The sequence below is a fragment of the Vibrio sp. NC2 genome (genome assembly GCF_025195005.1).
Lineage (GTDB): Bacteria > Pseudomonadota > Gammaproteobacteria > Enterobacterales > Vibrionaceae > Vibrio > Vibrio splendidus.
In genome coordinates, this window is the sequence record NZ_JANVFC010000026.1 from 13,342 (window position 1) to 30,908 (window position 17,567).

The 17,567-nt window shown below is 44.0% G+C and carries 10 protein-coding genes; 1 reads left to right on the plus strand and 9 read right to left on the minus strand.

All coding sequences use genetic code 11. From position 1 onward, the window contains the following. Positions 1-46: 46 nt before the first annotated feature. On the plus strand, positions 47-1,426 hold the full coding sequence (locus NX845_RS21140) for a PhoH family protein (RefSeq protein WP_004735919.1): 1,380 nt from the start codon (positions 47-49) through the stop codon (positions 1,424-1,426). A 169-nt stretch (positions 1,427-1,595) separates the two neighbouring features. On the opposite strand, the gene tldD is transcribed toward NX845_RS21140, so the two are convergent. The 9 genes from tldD to NX845_RS21185 all read right to left on the minus strand — a co-directional run bounded on the left by tldD (position 1,596) and on the right by NX845_RS21185 (position 17,388). Then, positions 1,596-3,041 carry a metalloprotease TldD gene (gene tldD, locus NX845_RS21145; RefSeq protein ID WP_017090478.1) on the minus strand — a complete coding sequence of 482 codons (1,446 nt, stop codon included), beginning with the start codon at positions 3,039-3,041 and terminating at the stop codon, positions 1,596-1,598. Between the two features lie 19 nt (positions 3,042-3,060). Beyond that, positions 3,061-3,873, minus strand: a complete 813-nt coding sequence (locus NX845_RS21150) for a carbon-nitrogen hydrolase family protein (protein ID WP_102501129.1) — start codon at positions 3,871-3,873, stop codon at positions 3,061-3,063. Positions 3,874-3,948: 75 nt separating this feature from the next. After that, positions 3,949-7,818: a YhdP family protein gene (locus tag NX845_RS21155; RefSeq protein ID WP_260257124.1), complete on the minus strand. Its 3,870-nt coding sequence runs from the start codon at positions 7,816-7,818 to the stop codon at positions 3,949-3,951. Between the two features lie 10 nt (positions 7,819-7,828). Next, complete coding sequence (gene rng / locus NX845_RS21160; RefSeq protein ID WP_004735923.1) at positions 7,829-9,298, minus strand: ribonuclease G; 1,470 nt, start codon at positions 9,296-9,298, stop codon at positions 7,829-7,831. A 20-nt stretch (positions 9,299-9,318) separates the two neighbouring features. Further along, positions 9,319-10,005, minus strand: coding sequence for a nucleoside triphosphate pyrophosphatase (locus tag NX845_RS21165; protein WP_017090476.1), 687 nt, complete (start codon positions 10,003-10,005; stop codon positions 9,319-9,321). 7 nt (positions 10,006-10,012) lie between these two features. Further along, positions 10,013-10,501 carry a rod shape-determining protein MreD gene (gene mreD, locus NX845_RS21170; RefSeq protein WP_004735926.1) on the minus strand — a complete coding sequence of 163 codons (489 nt, stop codon included), beginning with the start codon at positions 10,499-10,501 and terminating at the stop codon, positions 10,013-10,015. Beyond that, positions 10,491-11,378, minus strand: coding sequence for a rod shape-determining protein MreC (gene mreC, locus NX845_RS21175; RefSeq protein ID WP_004735927.1), 888 nt, complete (start codon positions 11,376-11,378; stop codon positions 10,491-10,493). Before mreC ends, mreD begins: the two co-directional genes overlap by 11 nt. A gap of 94 nt (positions 11,379-11,472) precedes the next feature. Beyond that, the gene (locus tag NX845_RS21180; RefSeq protein ID WP_017090474.1) at positions 11,473-12,516 is read right to left on the minus strand and encodes a rod shape-determining protein; all 1,044 of its coding nucleotides are present in this window, start codon (positions 12,514-12,516) and stop codon (positions 11,473-11,475) included. Positions 12,517-12,666: 150 nt separating this feature from the next. Beyond that, the gene (locus tag NX845_RS21185) at positions 12,667-17,388 is read right to left on the minus strand and encodes a DUF6701 domain-containing protein (protein ID WP_260257129.1); all 4,722 of its coding nucleotides are present in this window, start codon (positions 17,386-17,388) and stop codon (positions 12,667-12,669) included. Between the last annotated feature and the right edge of the window lie 179 nt (positions 17,389-17,567).

Genomic DNA, 17,567 nt, shown 5'->3' on the forward strand with positions numbered 1-17,567 from the left:
ACGTTCAATGAATGCAAGGCAAGCCGCACGTCGGCAAGGAGATGCTATGGGCGAGACCAACCGGAAGCTATTTGTTTTAGACACTAATATCCTACTTCACGAACCCTTCGCTATATTTTCTTTCCAAGAGCACGATGTCGTTATCCCCATGACCGTGCTAGAAGAACTCGACAGAATCAAAGACAGTAAAAGAGACGTTGCTCGAGATGCGAGAATTGCGATTCGAACGCTCGAAGACTTGTTCAGGGAAGCCACACCAGACCAAATATCGGAAGGCATTCCTTTTTCTAAAGACATAAACGCATCTGGCAGTATTTCAATACTCGCTGATTACGAACTTCAAGAAAGCATCAAAGCGTTCGCCGATGACAAGGCAGGCGATAACCGAATCCTCAACGCAGTCCTCTACCTTCAAAACAAACGCGCGCCACGCGAAGTGGTTCTTATCACTAAAGACATCAACATGCGCTTACGAGCCAAAGGCGCTGGGGTCCGCTTTGTTGAAGACTATCAAACCGACCAATTGATTGATGACATCCAATACCTCACTAAAGGCTTTCAACAACTCGAAGGCTCATTCTGGGATGGCGTCGATAACGTCGAGAGTAGAAGTTTAGGCGGAAAAACGCTGCACACCCTCGCAAGAGCACCTTTCGACCCAACCTTCCTCAACCAATATGTGATTGACGAAGAAAGTGACTTTGCTGGTCGTGTAGAAGAGATTGAGGCCGAACGCATTACGCTCAGAGATCTCAGTAGAGAAAGGTTAATGAACCGCAAGACATGGGACATTACACCTAAGAATGTCTATCAAGGGATGGCGATTGATGCACTGCTCGACCCTGACATCGATCTGGTGATTCTAACGGGCGCTGCAGGTAGTGGTAAAACACTGTTAGCCATGGCTGCCGCACTTGAACAAACCATAGAGCGTAAACAATTCGATAAGATCATCGTAACCCGAAACACGCCCGATATCGGTGAGTCGATTGGGTTCCTTCCCGGCACCGAGGAAGAGAAAATGCTGCCTTGGTTAGCGGCGGTGACCGATACACTGGAAGCTCTGCACAAGAACGATCACTGCACCGAAGGGTCAATGAAGTACATCTGTGACAAAGCCAATATCCAGTTCAAATCGATTAACTTCATGCGAGGCCGCTCAATTCAAAATGCCTTTGTCCTTTTGGATGAGTGTCAGAACCTCACCGCTTCACAAATCAAAACCATCATCACCCGTTGTGGTGAAGGCACCAAGATCGTCTGTTCAGGAAACCTAGCTCAGATAGATTCATCCTACTTAACCCCTGTAACTTCAGGCTTAACCTACATGGTCGAGCGTTTTAAAGACTTCGAAGGCAGTGCCAATATTCACCTCAATGGTGTGGTACGAAGCCGACTGGCCGAGTTTGCTGAAGAGAACATGTAACGGTTCGGTTTAGTAAATCGTACTCCATAAACAGAAAAACCAGAAACAGAAAAGCGCCTCACATTGGAGGCGCTTTTAACTTTTAGCTTTTAGCTTTTAGCTTTTAGCTTTAACTGCAACTGTAATTTCAACTAGCTTGCTATCACAAATTTGCTGAAGTTGGTCTGAATTACTCAGTACCACCAACCGTTAACGAGTCTAGTTTCAATGTTGGTTGACCAACACCGACTGGTACGCTTTGGCCAGCTTTACCACACACACCAACACCACGGTCAAGGCTTAGGTCGTTACCCACCATAGACACTTGCTGCATCGCTTCGATACCCGAACCGATTAGCGTTGCACCTTTCACTGGGTGAGTGATCTTACCGTTTTCAATCATGTACGCTTCAGAAGCGGAGAACACAAACTTACCAGAAGTAATATCCACCTGACCGCCACCAAAGTTCGGCGCGTAGATGCCTCTTTCAACCGTCGAGATAATCTCTTCAGGAGTATGCTCACCTGGCAGCATGTAAGTGTTGGTCATGCGCGGCATAGGAAGGTGTGCATAAGACTCACGACGACCATTACCTGTAGGCGCTACACCCATTAGACGAGCATTAAGCTTATCTTGCATGTAACCTTTTAGGATGCCGTTTTCGATTAGCGTGTTGTACTGACCATTAACGCCTTCATCATCGACGTTCAATGAACCACGTAGATCCGTTAATGTACCGTCATCAACAATCGTACATAGGCTTGATGTAACTTGCTCGCCCACTTTGCCAGAAAATACTGAAGACTCTTTACGGTTGAAGTCACCTTCTAACCCGTGGCCTACCGCTTCATGCAGAAGAACGCCCGGCCAACCCGAACCAAGAACGACAGGCATTGCACCAGCAGGTGCAGCAACCGCTTCAAGGTTAACTAACGCTTGGCGGATTGCTTCATCAGCAAATTGATAAGCAACCTGAGAACCATTAGCATCACTTAAGAAGAAGTCGTAACCAAAACGACCACCGCCACCAGCACTGCCACGTTCACGACGATCGCCTTTCTGAGCTAGTACGCTAATAGACAAGCGAACCAGCGGGCGAATATCACCAGCGAAAGTACCATCAGTTGCCGCAACCAGCATCTGCTCATGTACCCCACTTAAGCTTACCGATACTTCAGTTACCATCGGCTCTTTAGTACGAATGTAAGCATCAAGCGCTTTAAGCAATTCTGTCTTTTGCTGCTTTTCCCAGCTTGCTAGCGGGTTTACCGCGTCATAGTAAGCTTGGTTAGAGTTGCGCTTGAAAGCTTGTACCTTGCCGTTTTGGCCTTGTTTAGCGATACCGCGAGCCGCGATTGCACTCTGTTTAAGGCCATCCAATTGGATTTGGTCAGAGTAAGCAAAACCGGTTTTTTCACCAGAGACTGCTCGTACACCAAGACCACAATCGATATTGAAAGAGCCGTCTTTAATAATGCTGTCTTCTAGCACTAATGACTCGTGCCAGCTTGACTGAAAGTAAATATCAGCATAATCAATTTGGCGGGTAGCAATGCTCGCCAATGTATCTGCGATATTTTGCTCCGTCAGCCCTGTTGGGGTAAGTAGCGCTTCTTCAATTTGATTAATGCTCATAAATGGCTCTTGTTTGTAATTAAAATTGATTGGTAAATCGAGAGTGTTGCGCGATTGGCATATTTTGCCTAATTGATTCGCAACTGGATGTGTCTATCTCAACCACCATACTTTTAGGATCTTGGTCTAGCTGTGCGACCACTCGTCCCCATGGATCAACCACCATTGAGTGTCCCCATGTTTCTCTTTGACAAGGATGTTTCCCCCCTTGCCCCACCGCGACAATCCACGATTGTGTTTCGATCGCGCGGCATCTTAATAATGCTTCCCAATGCGCTTGACCCGTTACTGCCGTAAACGCTGCTGGTACCACTATGATTTGCGCACCTTGCTTGCGTAACTCTGAATACAAGTGAGGAAAGCGCACATCATAACAAATACTCAAACCTAAGCGACCAAAAGGCGTTTCCGTCGTCACAACTCGTTCACCCGGCGTGAAAATATCCGACTCTCGATAGCACTTGTGCGCATCGGCGACATCCACATCAAACATGTGTAGCTTATCGTAATGAGTCACTAGGCACCCAAAGTCATCAATCACTAGGGTTGTAGTGGTCACACCTTCAGTTGTGCTTATCGGCATACTACCGACAACGATCCACATTCGGTGAAGCTTAGCTAACTCAAATAATTTCTTTTGTAGTGGGCCATCATTTAGAGGCTCTGCATACTGGTGATAGTCGGCTTTACTGCCAAAAACTAACGCGTTTTCAGGACACACAACCCACTTAGCCCCCAACGCTTTGCACTTTGCTACTTCTTGAGCAAGGTAAGCAAGGTTCAATTCAGGGCTAGGGCCAGATGTCATTTGAATCAACCCAACACTATCCATGTGTCTCGCTCCTCTATTCATTATGATTCAGAAATCGGCATTTGACCGTATATTAACCGACTGGCTTGTTATCAACTACTCAGCTAATTTTCTCAATTTTTCGGGTAGCTGGAACTCGCCAGAACTACGAGAAAGCTCACTTACCGTAGGTGAATCCAATGGGCCTTTTACCGAGTAATTCACTTGAGTAAAGACTTCAACCACCGGCGATATAACCGTAGTCACGGCCAATACATACAGCGCCGTTTGAGGCGTTACCGCAAAGGCCGTTAATACTGGAATACCCGAGGTAATATCAGGAGTAAAGTTCACCTCAGCATCGACCAAGCGCGTGTTGAGGTTAGCGATTCCTTTGATCTTCATCTCACCCGCGACCGCATCCATATTCAGATCGTTCGTCAGGAAGATACCATTTTGAATCTTGCCCGTTCCTGTGATGCTATTGAATGCCATGCCTTTATCAAACACATCCGAGAAATCGAGCTGCATCTTACGGATAATCGAATCTAGGCTAAACAACCCCAGCAATCGAGCCGCGCCACTGACATCCGAGATGATACCTTTACCAAACTTAGTTTTAACGTTGCCATCAAGGGTATCCATTTTGATCCCCCATGGCGAACCATCCCAGTTCAGTTGGCCTTCTAACTCGAATGGCGCTTTTTGAATTCCGGATGTAATGCCGAAGCGCTCCATGAGTTCGCTATTGTTTTCACCTTCAATATCAACGGTTAGCGATGAGTGACTCTTGTCACCATTCAGTGCCCACCAGCCACTCACGTCGGCTTTATTGCTCCCGCTACGAACTTGAATCTTGTTCCACTCAAGCCGATCGTCTTGTCTAGTTAACTCAACATCGACGGTACCGACCTTATAGCCTTGTAGCCAAAAATCGTTCAGCGCTAACTTCAGATTAGGCATCGCATCATAGATTTCTCTATCTAGCTTAGAGATCAATGGTGCTTCTTGTTCTTTACGTTGCAGTAGTTGTTCTTGGTTTGTCTTATCACTCCATTCAGGAACAAACAGATGCAGGCGATCCAGAGAAACGGTTAAATCGTAAGGAGGCAGATAATTAATATCTCCTTCGATCTCTTGGCTAGACACTTCCATTTGCCAAGCTTGTTTGTTCTTGCGGGCGCTAAAGTCGACATCATTCCAAGAAATACCACCTAAGATCAGCTCTTTACTCTCAAAGGTAATACGGCTTGGCGCTGGAATGGTTGGCGTGTTCATTTGGCTAAGTATTGCATCTGACGGTTGCACTGGCTCCATCACCACTGATAACCAATCATCAGCATTGAATTTATCCGTACGAATCAACGCATGATGCCCAACGACAGGGCTAATTTTATAGCCACCACGACCCAGCACTAAATTAGTCGCCGTTAACTCGGGAACATCGCCGGTAATATCAATCTCAGCTTGGTATTTAGTGTTCGGCAGTTGCAGACGCGCGGTAATAGCTTCTTGATTACCTGATGCTTGTAGTCGAGCAGAGCCGCTCTCCAAGGATTTTTTAGCCAATGGATACGGGTAATCACTGGCTAAATATTTAAGATCTGACTGTAAGTCTAACTGGTAGCTAAAACCGATATCGTTAAGTTGAATTTCAATCTGGCTTTGCCATTGCGCATGACCTGACAAGCGACTCATCCACTGTTCACCAATATATGGTTCTAAAGGCTTAACGTCCCAATCGCCCAATACATCAATATCAACGGCATAACCAGGCCCATCATTGAGCCCTTTAAAATCGACAGAAATCCCTTGCTTTAATAAATCGGCAGCGAGACCGTTGGCCGTAATCACATCATTATCAAATTCAATACGCCCAGTGGTATTTTCAAGCACCATTGGCGGCGCTTCAATCTCTACATGGTTATCTTTGAGATCAGCATAACCCCATGCTCTTGGCTCTTTTTCGGAATCAAAAGGAATATTGAGTTGGAATTCAGACGATACATCACCACTCACTTGCAGCGCCGTTAAGGCGGCACCCACAGAATCAACCAATGGTGAAGCCGTCATGTAATCACGAACCGCATTACCTGACGCCGTCGCTTTAGCTTCAATTTCAATATGGCCGCCTTCCCCTAAATAAGGAATGCGTCCTGTGATTCGGTCTGCCGTCACATCCATCAATTGAGCGGAACGAGAATCTAAATGCATCGCATCATTTTCAAACAACAGATCAAGTTGAAGATCGGTAATCAATGGCCAGGCGGTATCAAAGCTGAACTTAGCGTCCTCTAAGCCAACCCAAACTTGGAAAATACCATCGTGGTTGGTGTATGGATACTGAGACAAATCGCCATGCCACAACAGTTTTACGGTATCCGCTTTACCCGCTTGAATCGCAGTAGAAAGGTAGTCGGTGAGATCTTGTCCAAGTGCCAATGTAGGTAAGTAACGCCATGTCTCGCCGACATTGTAAGCATCAGCTTCGCCGTAGAAGGATAAGAATGGGCTAGCATCCTTTGGAAAGTCCAAGCGAAATGCGCCTAGGACTTGTAAATCTGGCGTGGCTGCTGTGATTTTATCGGACCAAAGCTTCCAACCGTTTTCATCTTGCTGCCAAACAATATCAACCTGACCTTGTTTGATATTCAAAGGGGCTTGGAATACATCACCATAAGGAAACACATCGTCAATCACATGCAGGCTAGCTTTCGCTTGTGACGCCGAGCCAAACACACTGCCTGAAACTTGGCTAAAGCCCGGAACCAACTCCCATTGCTCAATGGCAAGATCACTAAAACTCGCTGAATAACGTAAGCTTTCGATGCCAGAATCCATTGAGACCCGAATATCAGAAACGGAGCCACCAGGCTTCAACGAATTGATCATTTTGGTTGATTGCGCAGAATCTGGCAGCAACTTGATTAACGGGGTAATAGTTTCTACATCAAGCTCAGAAACATTAAGTTCCCATGGGCCTTTATTCCACTTGAAGGCAACATCTAACTCAGGCCAAGGCCTATCATCCGTTCTGAGATTAAGTGAGTGACCATTCACTTGCCATCCATCATCAATTGGAGACAACTTAAAGACCCCTGACTCAAGCATCAGATCATGTTGGCCATCTTCGTTCCAAGTCAATTCAGAAGGTAACACCTCAACATACGCACTCACTGGTTTGCTGTTTCTCAAGGTCAGCCAGCTATTCAAACTCACTGTACCGGTTTCAACACCAGACTCAGCCTGCATGTAACGGGTTAGCCATGGTTTAACCGAGATGTTATCTGCACTCACATAGAACTCACCGGTTACATCGGTTAATGAGCCACCATCGATAAAGTTAGCACTTACTGACAACGAGTTAAGATTGGCGTCTTTAATGCTAACAACCCCTTCAGCAAGGTGATGTTTATCTGTGTTTTGCCATTTTAAAATGTCGATATCGAGCTGACGATCTTCGCCCGAGACTGAACGATAGAGAAGTGAAGAATCTTTAGCGGTCACATCCACCAAAGTTTTCAATAGTAAATTATCCAGCTCTTTCATCACACGCTTCGAAGAACCGGGATCTTTAGGTTCGTCTGTACCGTTTCCAGCAAACAGATCAATTGAGCGAATATCAAGATACATTTGATTCATGACCAGATCGGCCACAACTGGACGCATCTGAACGAGCGATTGAATCAAGTCAAACTCGACTTCAACACGCTCAACAGAGAAGGTCACATCTTCTGCATTTGGGAGGCTGGCTTTAACGCCTTGTAGAGCAATAGAAGGGTGAGTGTTGCGCCAAAAACCGCCCACATCTTGAATAGAAAACTCAAAACCGGAATGTTGGTTTACCCAAAGCTCAATTTCAGATTGATACTTATTTAAATTGGGTAAGGCTACACGCAGTGTAGTAACAGCAATGGCTAGCGTTACTAAGAGAGTAACCACTAACCATAGACATGCACGAAGAATCAGAGTAACGCTTGAACTCACAAAATATCCATTACATCATAACAACATCAAACTGCTCTTGTATGTACAGAGGCTCAGCTTGGATTTTAACTTGTTTACCAATAAACACTTCAAGCTCCGCAAGCGCATGTGACTCATCGCCCTCTAGCGCTTCGGCAACGGCAGCTGCCGCATAGACCACAAACTTATCAGCGTCATACGCACGATTCACTCGAGTGATCTCTCGAAGGATTTCATAACAAACGGTTTCAACTGTTTTCACACTGCCACGCCCTTCACAGGCAGGACAACTCGAACACAGAATATGCTCAATACTTTCACGAGTACGTTTACGCGTCATCTCAACCAAGCCAAGCTGTGTAAAGCCATTGATATTGGTTTTCACACGATCTTTGTCTAGCGCCGCCTCTAAAGAAGTTAGTACTCGCTTACGATGTTCCTCAGACAACATATCGATAAAGTCGATAATGATGATGCCACCTAAGTTACGCAAACGCAGCTGACGAGCAATGGCTTGCGTCGCTTCTACGTTGGTGTTGAAAATCGTCTCTTCTAGATTACGACGACCGACAAAGGCACCGGTGTTGATGTCGACGGTCGTCATCGCTTCCGTTTGGTCGATAATCAGATACCCACCAGACTTCAATTCGACTTTACGATCCAAAGAGCGTTGAACTTCGTTCTCGGTATCGTACATATCAAAGATAGGCTTGTCGCCTTCATACAACTCAAGCTTTTCAGTCAGCTCTGGCACGTACTCAGAAGTAAATTCTTTTAGGTTTTCATATTCTAAACGCGAATCGACCTGGATTCGGCTCAGCTCAGTACCCACAAAGTCACGTAAGATACGCTGGCTTAGGCAAAGTTCACCGTATAGACGAGTACGAGCTTTGTGTTTACCACGACGCTCTAACACTTTTAGCCATAATCGCTTCAAGAATGCGGCATCTTGTGCCAATTCATTCGAGTCTGCGCCTTCAGCTGCAGTACGGATAATAAAGCCACCGTGTTCGTCGCAGTAACGAGACACCACTTTTTTAAGGCGGTTACGTTCAGACTCACTGTCGATTCGTTGAGATACGCCAACATGGCTTGCGCCCGGCATAAAGACCAAATAACGAGACGGTAAAGTAATATCAGTCGTTAAGCGGGCACCTTTGGTACCAAGAGGATCTTTGACGACTTGAACCACAATGTCTTGTCCTTGGCGAACAAGCTCAGAGATGTCACGAACCTGAAATTGCTTCTTTTCGTTTTCAGCGACACATTCAGTGTGTGGAACAATATCAGAGGCGTGTAGAAAAGCTGCTTTCTCAAGGCCTATATCCACAAAAGCCGCCTGCATTCCCGGAAGAACACGGCTTACACGTCCTTTATAGATATTTCCTACGATACCGCGTCGAGCATCTCGTTCGACATGGATCTCTTGAAGAGCCCCCCCTTCAATCATGGCCACGCGAGTTTCACTCGGGGTCACGTTCAGCAACAATTCAGCACTCATGGTGCACCTCAGATTAGTAATTATAAGAATTCTTGCAGTAGCTGGTCCGTTTCATATAAAGGCAAGCCGACAACGGCGTAATAACTACCTTCGATTCGGGTAACAAAGCGCCCACCCAAACCTTGGATCCCATAGCTACCGGCTTTATCGCATGGCTCCCCTGTTTGCCAGTATTGTTCTATTTCTTGTTCACTGAGGGGTTTAAACCATACGTCGGTAATAATGATTTCTGTTCTTTGTTTTTCTTCTGAAACCACAGAAACCGCCGTCATCACTTGGTGACGCTCGTTTGCTAACTGAGTAAGCATGCGCTTAGAGTCGGCAAAATCGGTGGGTTTCTCGAGCACTTGCCCTTGGCTTACGACGACTGTGTCAGAACCAAGAACCACTGTTTCAGAATCAAGAGAAATAGCATCAGAGTCAAGAGCTACGATGCCAGAGCCAACAGCTACATTATCAACACTAGAAACTACATTATCAGAACTAGGAACGACATGCTGCTTTTCAGAAGGGTTATCTTTCAATAAAGACAACGCAGCTAAAGCTTTATCTAAAGATAGTCGCTTAACGTACTCTTCGGCGGTTTCTTGGGCGTGTTTACACTCTTCAACATCAGTTACAAGGACAGAAAACTCATAACCAAGTTGAGATAGCAGTTCTTTGCGGCGTGGTGAACCGGATGCCAAAACTAAATGCTTCTTTTCCATTGTCACTCTACCTTACATGCCAATGACGACGTACGCGTCTCATTAATAGAAACATCCACGGCCAAAGTATACAGTTTATCAATGCGCTCCATAACGATAATGGATTGAAAACGACATCTTGGATCAAATATTCACCAAAGAAGATCAACACCTCAAACAATACCGTTAACGCAGCAATAATCATCGCTTGTTGCCATAGCGCCATATTACGAATGACTAGGAAATTCATCGCAATAATGTACATAACGATTGCCATCATCATGCCTCGAATACCTAACGTCGAGCCTATCAATAGGTCCCACAATAAGCCAAGAATCAAAGCGCTACCCACGTTAACACGGTGAGGTAGAGCCAAAACCCAATAACAGGTAACCAGTAGCAACCAAGATGGTCTAAATAGATCCAAGCTACCAGGCCAAGGAATCGTTTGCAGAATAAGGGCTACTAAAAATGAGCAGCCAATGACTACCTTGCTTCTTAAAACGCTATTGGCCATCTTCACCCTCTAACAATGCTTGTTCTATGCTGGATTGATCCGCTTGCATCTGTTTGTTTTCATCAGGCCATACTAGCAGCAAGTATCTGAGCTTATCGAACTCAACCACAGGCTCCGCTTTGATAACGGCAAACTCACGTTTCGGGTCGTAATCAACGGCAGTAACGTAGGCGACTGGATAACCTTCTGGATATACGCCACCGAGTCCAGATGTCACCAATAGATCTTCTTCTTGTATATCGGTACTGGTTGGAATGTGCTCTAGCTGGATCTCATCAATCATGCCATTGCCCGAAGCGATCACTCGAATATCGTTACGAATAACCTGAACAGGAATTGCGTTGTTTGCGTCAGTCAGTAACAGAACACGACTATTGTGAGCAGCAACAAAAGTCACTTGGCCGACAATGCCTTTTTCGTTGATCACCGGTTGACCTTCATACACTCCATCAATCTGACCTTTGTCGATCACAACTTGATGACGATATGGTGAAGTGTCTACCGCCATAACTTCTGTGACGACTTTCTTCTCATCACGGATAAATGGAGATCCTAACAACTTACGGAGGCGCTTGTTTTCTTCTTGGTATTGCTCAAGCAGAATCAGCTCGCTCTTCAGACGCAAGACTTCTCGTTTAATATTATGGTTGGATTCGATTAGGCCTTTACGAGTACTAAAACGGTCATAGACACCATCGAACATAGTACGAGGTAAGTTGGCTGCATATTGAATAGGTGCAACCATGCTGTTCAATAGATAGCGTACATTTGAGAAAGCATCTAAACGACTATCAGCCAGCATAAGGCTGGCTGATAAAATTACAGCAAAAAACAGGCGCAATTGTAGAGAGGGACCTCTACCAAAAATTGGCTTCATTCTATATTTGGTCCTAGAGCTACATTTGATCCTATAGACAAGGTCCTAGGCTCTTTACATAAAACTAGATAAGAAAAGAGCCTAACACTAGATATTATTCTTCGCTGAACAGGTCGCCGCCGTGCATGTCGATCATCTCTAGAGCTTTACCGCCACCTAGAGCAACACACGTTAATGGCTCTTCTGCCACAACAACAGGGATACCCGTTTCTTCTGTTAGCAGACGATCAATATCTTTAAGCAGTGCACCACCACCTGTCAGTACCATACCGTTTTCTGAGATATCAGAAGCCAGCTCTGGTGGACACTGTTCTAGTGCAACCATTACTGCAGATACAATACCTGATAGCGGTTCTTGAAGCGCTTCTAGGATTTCGTTTGAGTTTAGGCTAAAGCTACGAGGAACACCTTCAGCAAGGTTACGACCACGTACTTCGATCTCATTGACTTCATCACCAGGGTAAGCTGAACCGATTTCGTGTTTGATCTTTTCTGCCGTTGCTTCACCGATCAAGCTGCCGTAGTTACGACGAACGTAGTTGATGATCGCTTCATCAAAACGGTCACCACCGATACGTACAGAAGACGAGTAAACCACACCGTTTAGTGAGATAACCGCAACTTCAGTCGTACCACCACCGATATCAACAACCATTGAACCCGTTGGCTCAGATACACGTAGGCCAGCACCAATCGCAGCAGCCATAGGCTCATCGATTAGGTAAACCTCACGAGCACCAGCACCTAGCGCTGATTCACGGATAGCACGACGCTCAACCTGAGTTGAACCACAAGGTACACAAACCAAAACACGAGGACTTGGTTTAAGCACACTGTTGTCATGCACTTGCTTAATAAAGTGCTGAAGCATTTTTTCGGTTACGTAAAAGTCAGCAATTACACCGTCTTTCATTGGACGGATCGCTGAAATGTTACCAGGCGTACGACCAAGCATTTGCTTAGCAGCGTGACCAACAGCAGCTACACTCTTTGCAGACCCCGTACGATCTTGGCGAATAGCGACAACGGAAGGCTCATCAAGAACAATGCCTTGGCCTTTTACATATATAAGGGTATTGGCTGTACCTAAATCAATCGATAGGTCGTTTGAAAACATGCCACGAAGTTTTTTAAACATATTCTTCGCTCATCCTGCAAGAATTAGAAGACAAAAATTGCACTAAATGTACCAATGCCTTGCTGTCACGGCAAGGCATTGAAGTATAAACATGGACTGAAACCCGCAATTTCTTACAGATTCCTAACTTAAGGGGCAAAAATTATATTTTTACTGACCTGTTAAACCACTTTCACCTCGGTAGATCACTCGATCGTTACCGCGGTAGATACCGAATGTGACGACGGTGGATGGATCTTCATCACCTAGTTGGCGCCAGTTGTAACGTAGCCATGGTTGATCTTGATCGCTACCTGAACAAACAACAGGGTTTTCACCAGTTTTAGCCGTTGGTGCAGAGTCATCCATTCTTAACCACAGACGGACTTGCTCACGTGGCGAATCTGTACCTGTTAGCGTATTTTGATTTGCTGTGACGTTTTCCTCTCCATCATCAACACTTCCACTGCCATTGAGTGAAGCTAGTGTAGTTTTGACTGCATTACTGGTCCAAATGACTTGCTTACAGAAATTTGAACCATTAAAGGTGCTACGATCATCATCGTCATTCACAACAAAGTCACTACCATCCCAAAACTCAGCACGAAGTGGAATCGTCAAAGTACTACCGGAGTTACCGCCAATATCATCAAGCGCCATTCGGCCATAGCGGGCTGGAGGTTGAATTGGGAAAGCTACCGAACTGGTAACAGGGTCAGAATCCGTAAATGACACCGGATCTGTTCCCTCGATTGTTAAGCCAAAGTTTGTAGCAGTCGAGTTAGCATCTGACGTATTAAACGGTGTGTCTCTGCGGCTAACATCATCTGAATCCACAACTCGTTGAAGCTCAGCTGCATTGTCATTAAGCAACCAATATTTACGATCAGCTGACCATGTTCCAGAGCCCGTATCTAGCAAGAAGCCGTTATCAGTGTTGCTATCATCTAAAACACCAAACTTTGCTTGTAACTCTGTATTAAAGAACCGGTAATTATTAAGAACATTATCCGTATCACCTTCACCAGAAGCCATTGGATATACTTGGTGAACTGTAGAATCATAAGGTTGACTTAGGTATGCGATATCCTTTTGATTGGCGACATTCCATTCCGGAGTACCTTGCACAAAGTATTTAGGGTAAAAGCGGCCAATAGATTTACTACCAGAGAAGCCGCCAAGGATACTTCCGTAGAAGCTGCCAGTTTCAGTTGCGATGAAATTAAAACTACCCACTTCTGAGTATTTTAAGCTCTCGAACTTATAACCTTTATTCGCCTGATCATTCGGCGAAATTTGTTTAGTTAGTTGAGCAACAGGGGTTAAATCACCTAGATCAGCAGCAGGATAATCCGTAATTGAAGGGGTATCTAAAGTTGTTGTAACTTTCACGCTTGCTGTCGACTCAAAGTAATTATTCGTCAACAAATTATCATCAGTACAAACCGAAGATGAGTCGGTATGCTTTATCGGGCGGGTATAAACATCAAATGGAGATCCGGCAGCAGCAAAACTATCTGAGTCTTTCTCGTTGCTGTTTCCATCGGAGCTCTTGTTGGTGCAAATCGCAAATTTCCAAGGGCGAGAGTAGACCGAGAAACTCCCCTCTACATCATAATTCCCATCTTCGGGACAACCAGCGAAACCAGTACAATCAAAACTATTGTCTTTTAAAGTGACATTGAAAAGACCTGATTCAGAAATAGTTAAGCCTGTTGAGGCGCTGCCTTTTTTGAACTCTGGTAAGTAAGTTAACGTTCCATCAGAGCCACTCCAAGAGCTATCAAGCTCATGAGCAATAGTAACTTCATCCCCAGCTTCACCCACATAGTTTTCAGCAACTACGATTGAATCACCAGAATCACACGCTAAAACTTTAGTTACTGTCGGTGTCGCCTGTCCCGCAATAACGTCAAGGCGATTTGTTGGAGTATTGCCATCCACTAAAGAGAATTTAAATGGCACGAACTTGAACTGACTTTCGACCTCTTTGCCAGAATCATCGACTAATGTCGCTGTTAGCTTATAAGCTGTATCAAAATCAATATTGGCAGTATCTTTAGCGACAACTTTTAAAGTTAATTCACCATCGTCATTTGAAACATAATTAGGGTAAGTACCTGAACCTTGTCCTTGTAGTACAGAAACTTCGAATTCATCAGCATCTGGCGCAATACCTACGGTAACGCCTAGACTTTCAGCCACACCATTATTAGAGGTATTAATGGTAAATTGAGGGGAGTCGTCGCCACACATCAAAGCTAAATCGGTTGCCGGTGATATCTCAATTTCATAATCATCCGCTGGTACAATACAGCTCGTTTCTGCATGTACTAAAGCACTTGATGACATATTAATATTTTGGGCAGAAACAGCACCGTAGACTTTCGCAGAGCCGCTCAAATCAACCAATTGTTCACTGTAAACCAATCCGACAAAAGTAGCCCCTTCGCCATTGAAGCTGACATGATTCGCGCCGTTTATTAAAACATTAACTCTAAAATGAGTATCTGCAGCAAGTACCGGCTTTTCACCAATGCTATTAACAATCGGAATACCCGCGTAACCATTATTGTTAACAGATAAATTTTTGGTAAAAATTGTTACGGTATCTCCAGTTTTAACTTTAAGTTTGCCCGTTTCATTGATATCTAGCTTACCAATTTTGTATTTACCTGCCTCAATTTCTACGACACCACCATCACCAATTGTAATGCTATCGTACTCATAAATTTTTACGCCATTCTTAATAATAGGCAAAGATGTGACGTTATTAACCTGTGGAATCACCAATGAGTTTCCAAGGTTATCAGGAACATCTTCTAAAGCCTCTTTGTTGATCAAAAGATCATCTAAACCAAGACACTTCTGACCTTCACAAGCAGAGTTTGTACGGTCAAAAGTATTTGTGTCTAAAAAACCAACATAACGTTGACCATCTTCACGCAACGCTCCAACAATCTGTGGCGACAAACCTTGAGAGCCATTTATCTCAAGCGAGCCACCGGATCCTAGCCAAGTTTGAACAGGGCTTTTGTTGTTAAAGCCCTCACAGATACCAAGTTCATTAGGTCGGTCAAACATGAAGAAGCCGACATCTTCAGCAACGTGAGAGCGTTCACTGTCCTTGTCCATGTCTTCCTCAACAATAAAATAAACTTTATCTTTCGTGATATCACAGCGACGAATCCAACCGCCATTATTTCCACTGCGAGAGTTTTTATTGGCAACTAATATAGGAGGGGCATCAAAGCCGGCATCTACTATTGAAGTAAATTCTTCACAACCAATTTCTATGGGAGAAATAACCTTTTCATTTAGCGTAGTTGTCACCCTTGTTTCAGCATTGCCAAGGAAAAAACGGGCACCTTGAATAAACCCAGAGCCTTCGCCAGCCACAAAAGCTACATTCTCTTTCGATGATATTGAGTTACTTTTGATGACTTCAGATTTCTCTAATGCCAAGGAAAAACTATCAACTCCTACACCGCGAGCCATTCCGGTAAACCACGCCGATGTGTTATTTTTTGTTTGAGGTTGAACTAAAATGCCTGGCTTAGAATTAAATGAGTCTAAACCATAATCCTCATAGCGAATAATATCTGCATTATTTCTTTCAGAAGAAATTTGAGAGGCGGCAGTGTTTGTATTTACAAGACCTGCAACAATTTGACTTTCACCATTATTTAAAGAGATCACACCTTCTTCGATAACAAAATAATCAATATGATTACTATTTTTTAAAGGGTCACTTTGCCCACTCATAGGGGCATTTAAGTAAGTAATGTTGTTTGTCTTTTTCTTAGCACTTGGTGCTATTTCTTGAACTATTGTCGCAGATTGCCAAGTTGTATTGATTACAGACGCTGTAGAAGGAAGCTCAGTTGTCCCATTACTCCTAACGGATAAGCTTGCATCAATGGTTGGCATGACAAACACGAGCGGCTTAGGTTTCGCTATGTCATAGGTATTATTAAAATTCAGCGTACAAGTCACGACTTGTTTGTTATCAGGCCCTGGAGATGAAATCGTACAATTATTATCCGTAAGAGTACCAAACTCGAATTGTGGATTTTGGTTGATAGGGGGAGTTCCTGAACATGCATCAACTGGATCTGTCCTATACAGACAGGTTCCATGAACCACACTATCATCATCTTTAAAGTATATCGTTGCCCAATTATTGTTAGCAGCAGTAGCATTTCCATGAATGATAGTGTCATCATCTAAGTTAATATTATGACTCCTACTATCAATATCACCCACAATCTCTGAATCAGAAATATTCAACTGCCCTATTGCAATAACGCTCCCACCAATACGAGAGTCATCAGTAATTATTATCTCGTTATTATTCCTATTTGACACATCACCCACAACTTCAGAATCATCAATGGTAATTTTTGTCCCTCCGTCGACATCGCCTTGCACTGTAGAACCATTTTTTATTTCTATTTCATTTAAAGAGCGATTCAACACATTATTATTAACAATTGAGTCATCGATAGTTATTTTTGAACCTGCATTGACGCTACCCCAAACCGAAGACTCATCTTTTATTTCGATGTCATTATTCGTTCTGTTAGTAACCCAACCGTTAACTTGTGAATCCGATATGGTAATTTTAGTACCACCATCAACGTTTCCTGAAACCCATGAATCCGACTCTAAAATAATCTCATGGTTACTAACATTAGATACTGAGCCTCTAATTATCGAATTTTTAGTTGTCACCTTGTTGTTTACAGCTATATCAGCACGCAAGTCTGAGTTTTCAAAATAACTAGAACCGCTGGCACCACCTTCTAAGAAAACTTTATTGTTATTGTGTGTGATATCACTGTTAATCAGTTTAAATCCACCACTAGCCCACAATGTTGAATCACTGTTCATTTTTATATATGCGTTATCTGCGTTAAATATTCCGTTACAGGAATAAGTCTTGGGATTACCACCACTAACACTTGTGTTACCAGAACATAGAGAGTCGAAGTGCCCCCCGTTATTTAAGTTGTAATTAGTCTGAGCGTAAGAACCAAAAGACCAGCACGAAAATAAAAAAAATAGGGGAA

Bases quoted from the DNA above. Each gene is read 5' to 3' on its own strand.
- NX845_RS21180 (WP_017090474.1), bottom strand. From the start codon at position 12,516: ATGTTTAAAAAACTTCGTGGCATGTTTTCAAACGACCTATCGATTGAT.
- NX845_RS21185 (WP_260257129.1), bottom strand. From the start codon at position 17,388: ATGAACAGTGATTCAACATTGTGGGCTAGTGGTGGATTTAAACTGATT.
- tldD (WP_017090478.1), bottom strand. From the start codon at position 3,041: ATGAGCATTAATCAAATTGAAGAAGCGCTACTTACCCCAACAGGGCTG.
- mreD (WP_004735926.1), bottom strand. From the start codon at position 10,501: ATGGCCAATAGCGTTTTAAGAAGCAAGGTAGTCATTGGCTGCTCATTT.
- mreC (WP_004735927.1), bottom strand. From the start codon at position 11,378: ATGAAGCCAATTTTTGGTAGAGGTCCCTCTCTACAATTGCGCCTGTTT.
- NX845_RS21150 (WP_102501129.1), bottom strand. From the start codon at position 3,873: ATGGATAGTGTTGGGTTGATTCAAATGACATCTGGCCCTAGCCCTGAA.
- rng (WP_004735923.1), bottom strand. From the start codon at position 9,298: ATGAGTGCTGAATTGTTGCTGAACGTGACCCCGAGTGAAACTCGCGTG.
- NX845_RS21165 (WP_017090476.1), bottom strand. From the start codon at position 10,005: ATGGAAAAGAAGCATTTAGTTTTGGCATCCGGTTCACCACGCCGCAAA.
- NX845_RS21140 (WP_004735919.1), top strand. From the start codon at position 47: ATGGGCGAGACCAACCGGAAGCTATTTGTTTTAGACACTAATATCCTA.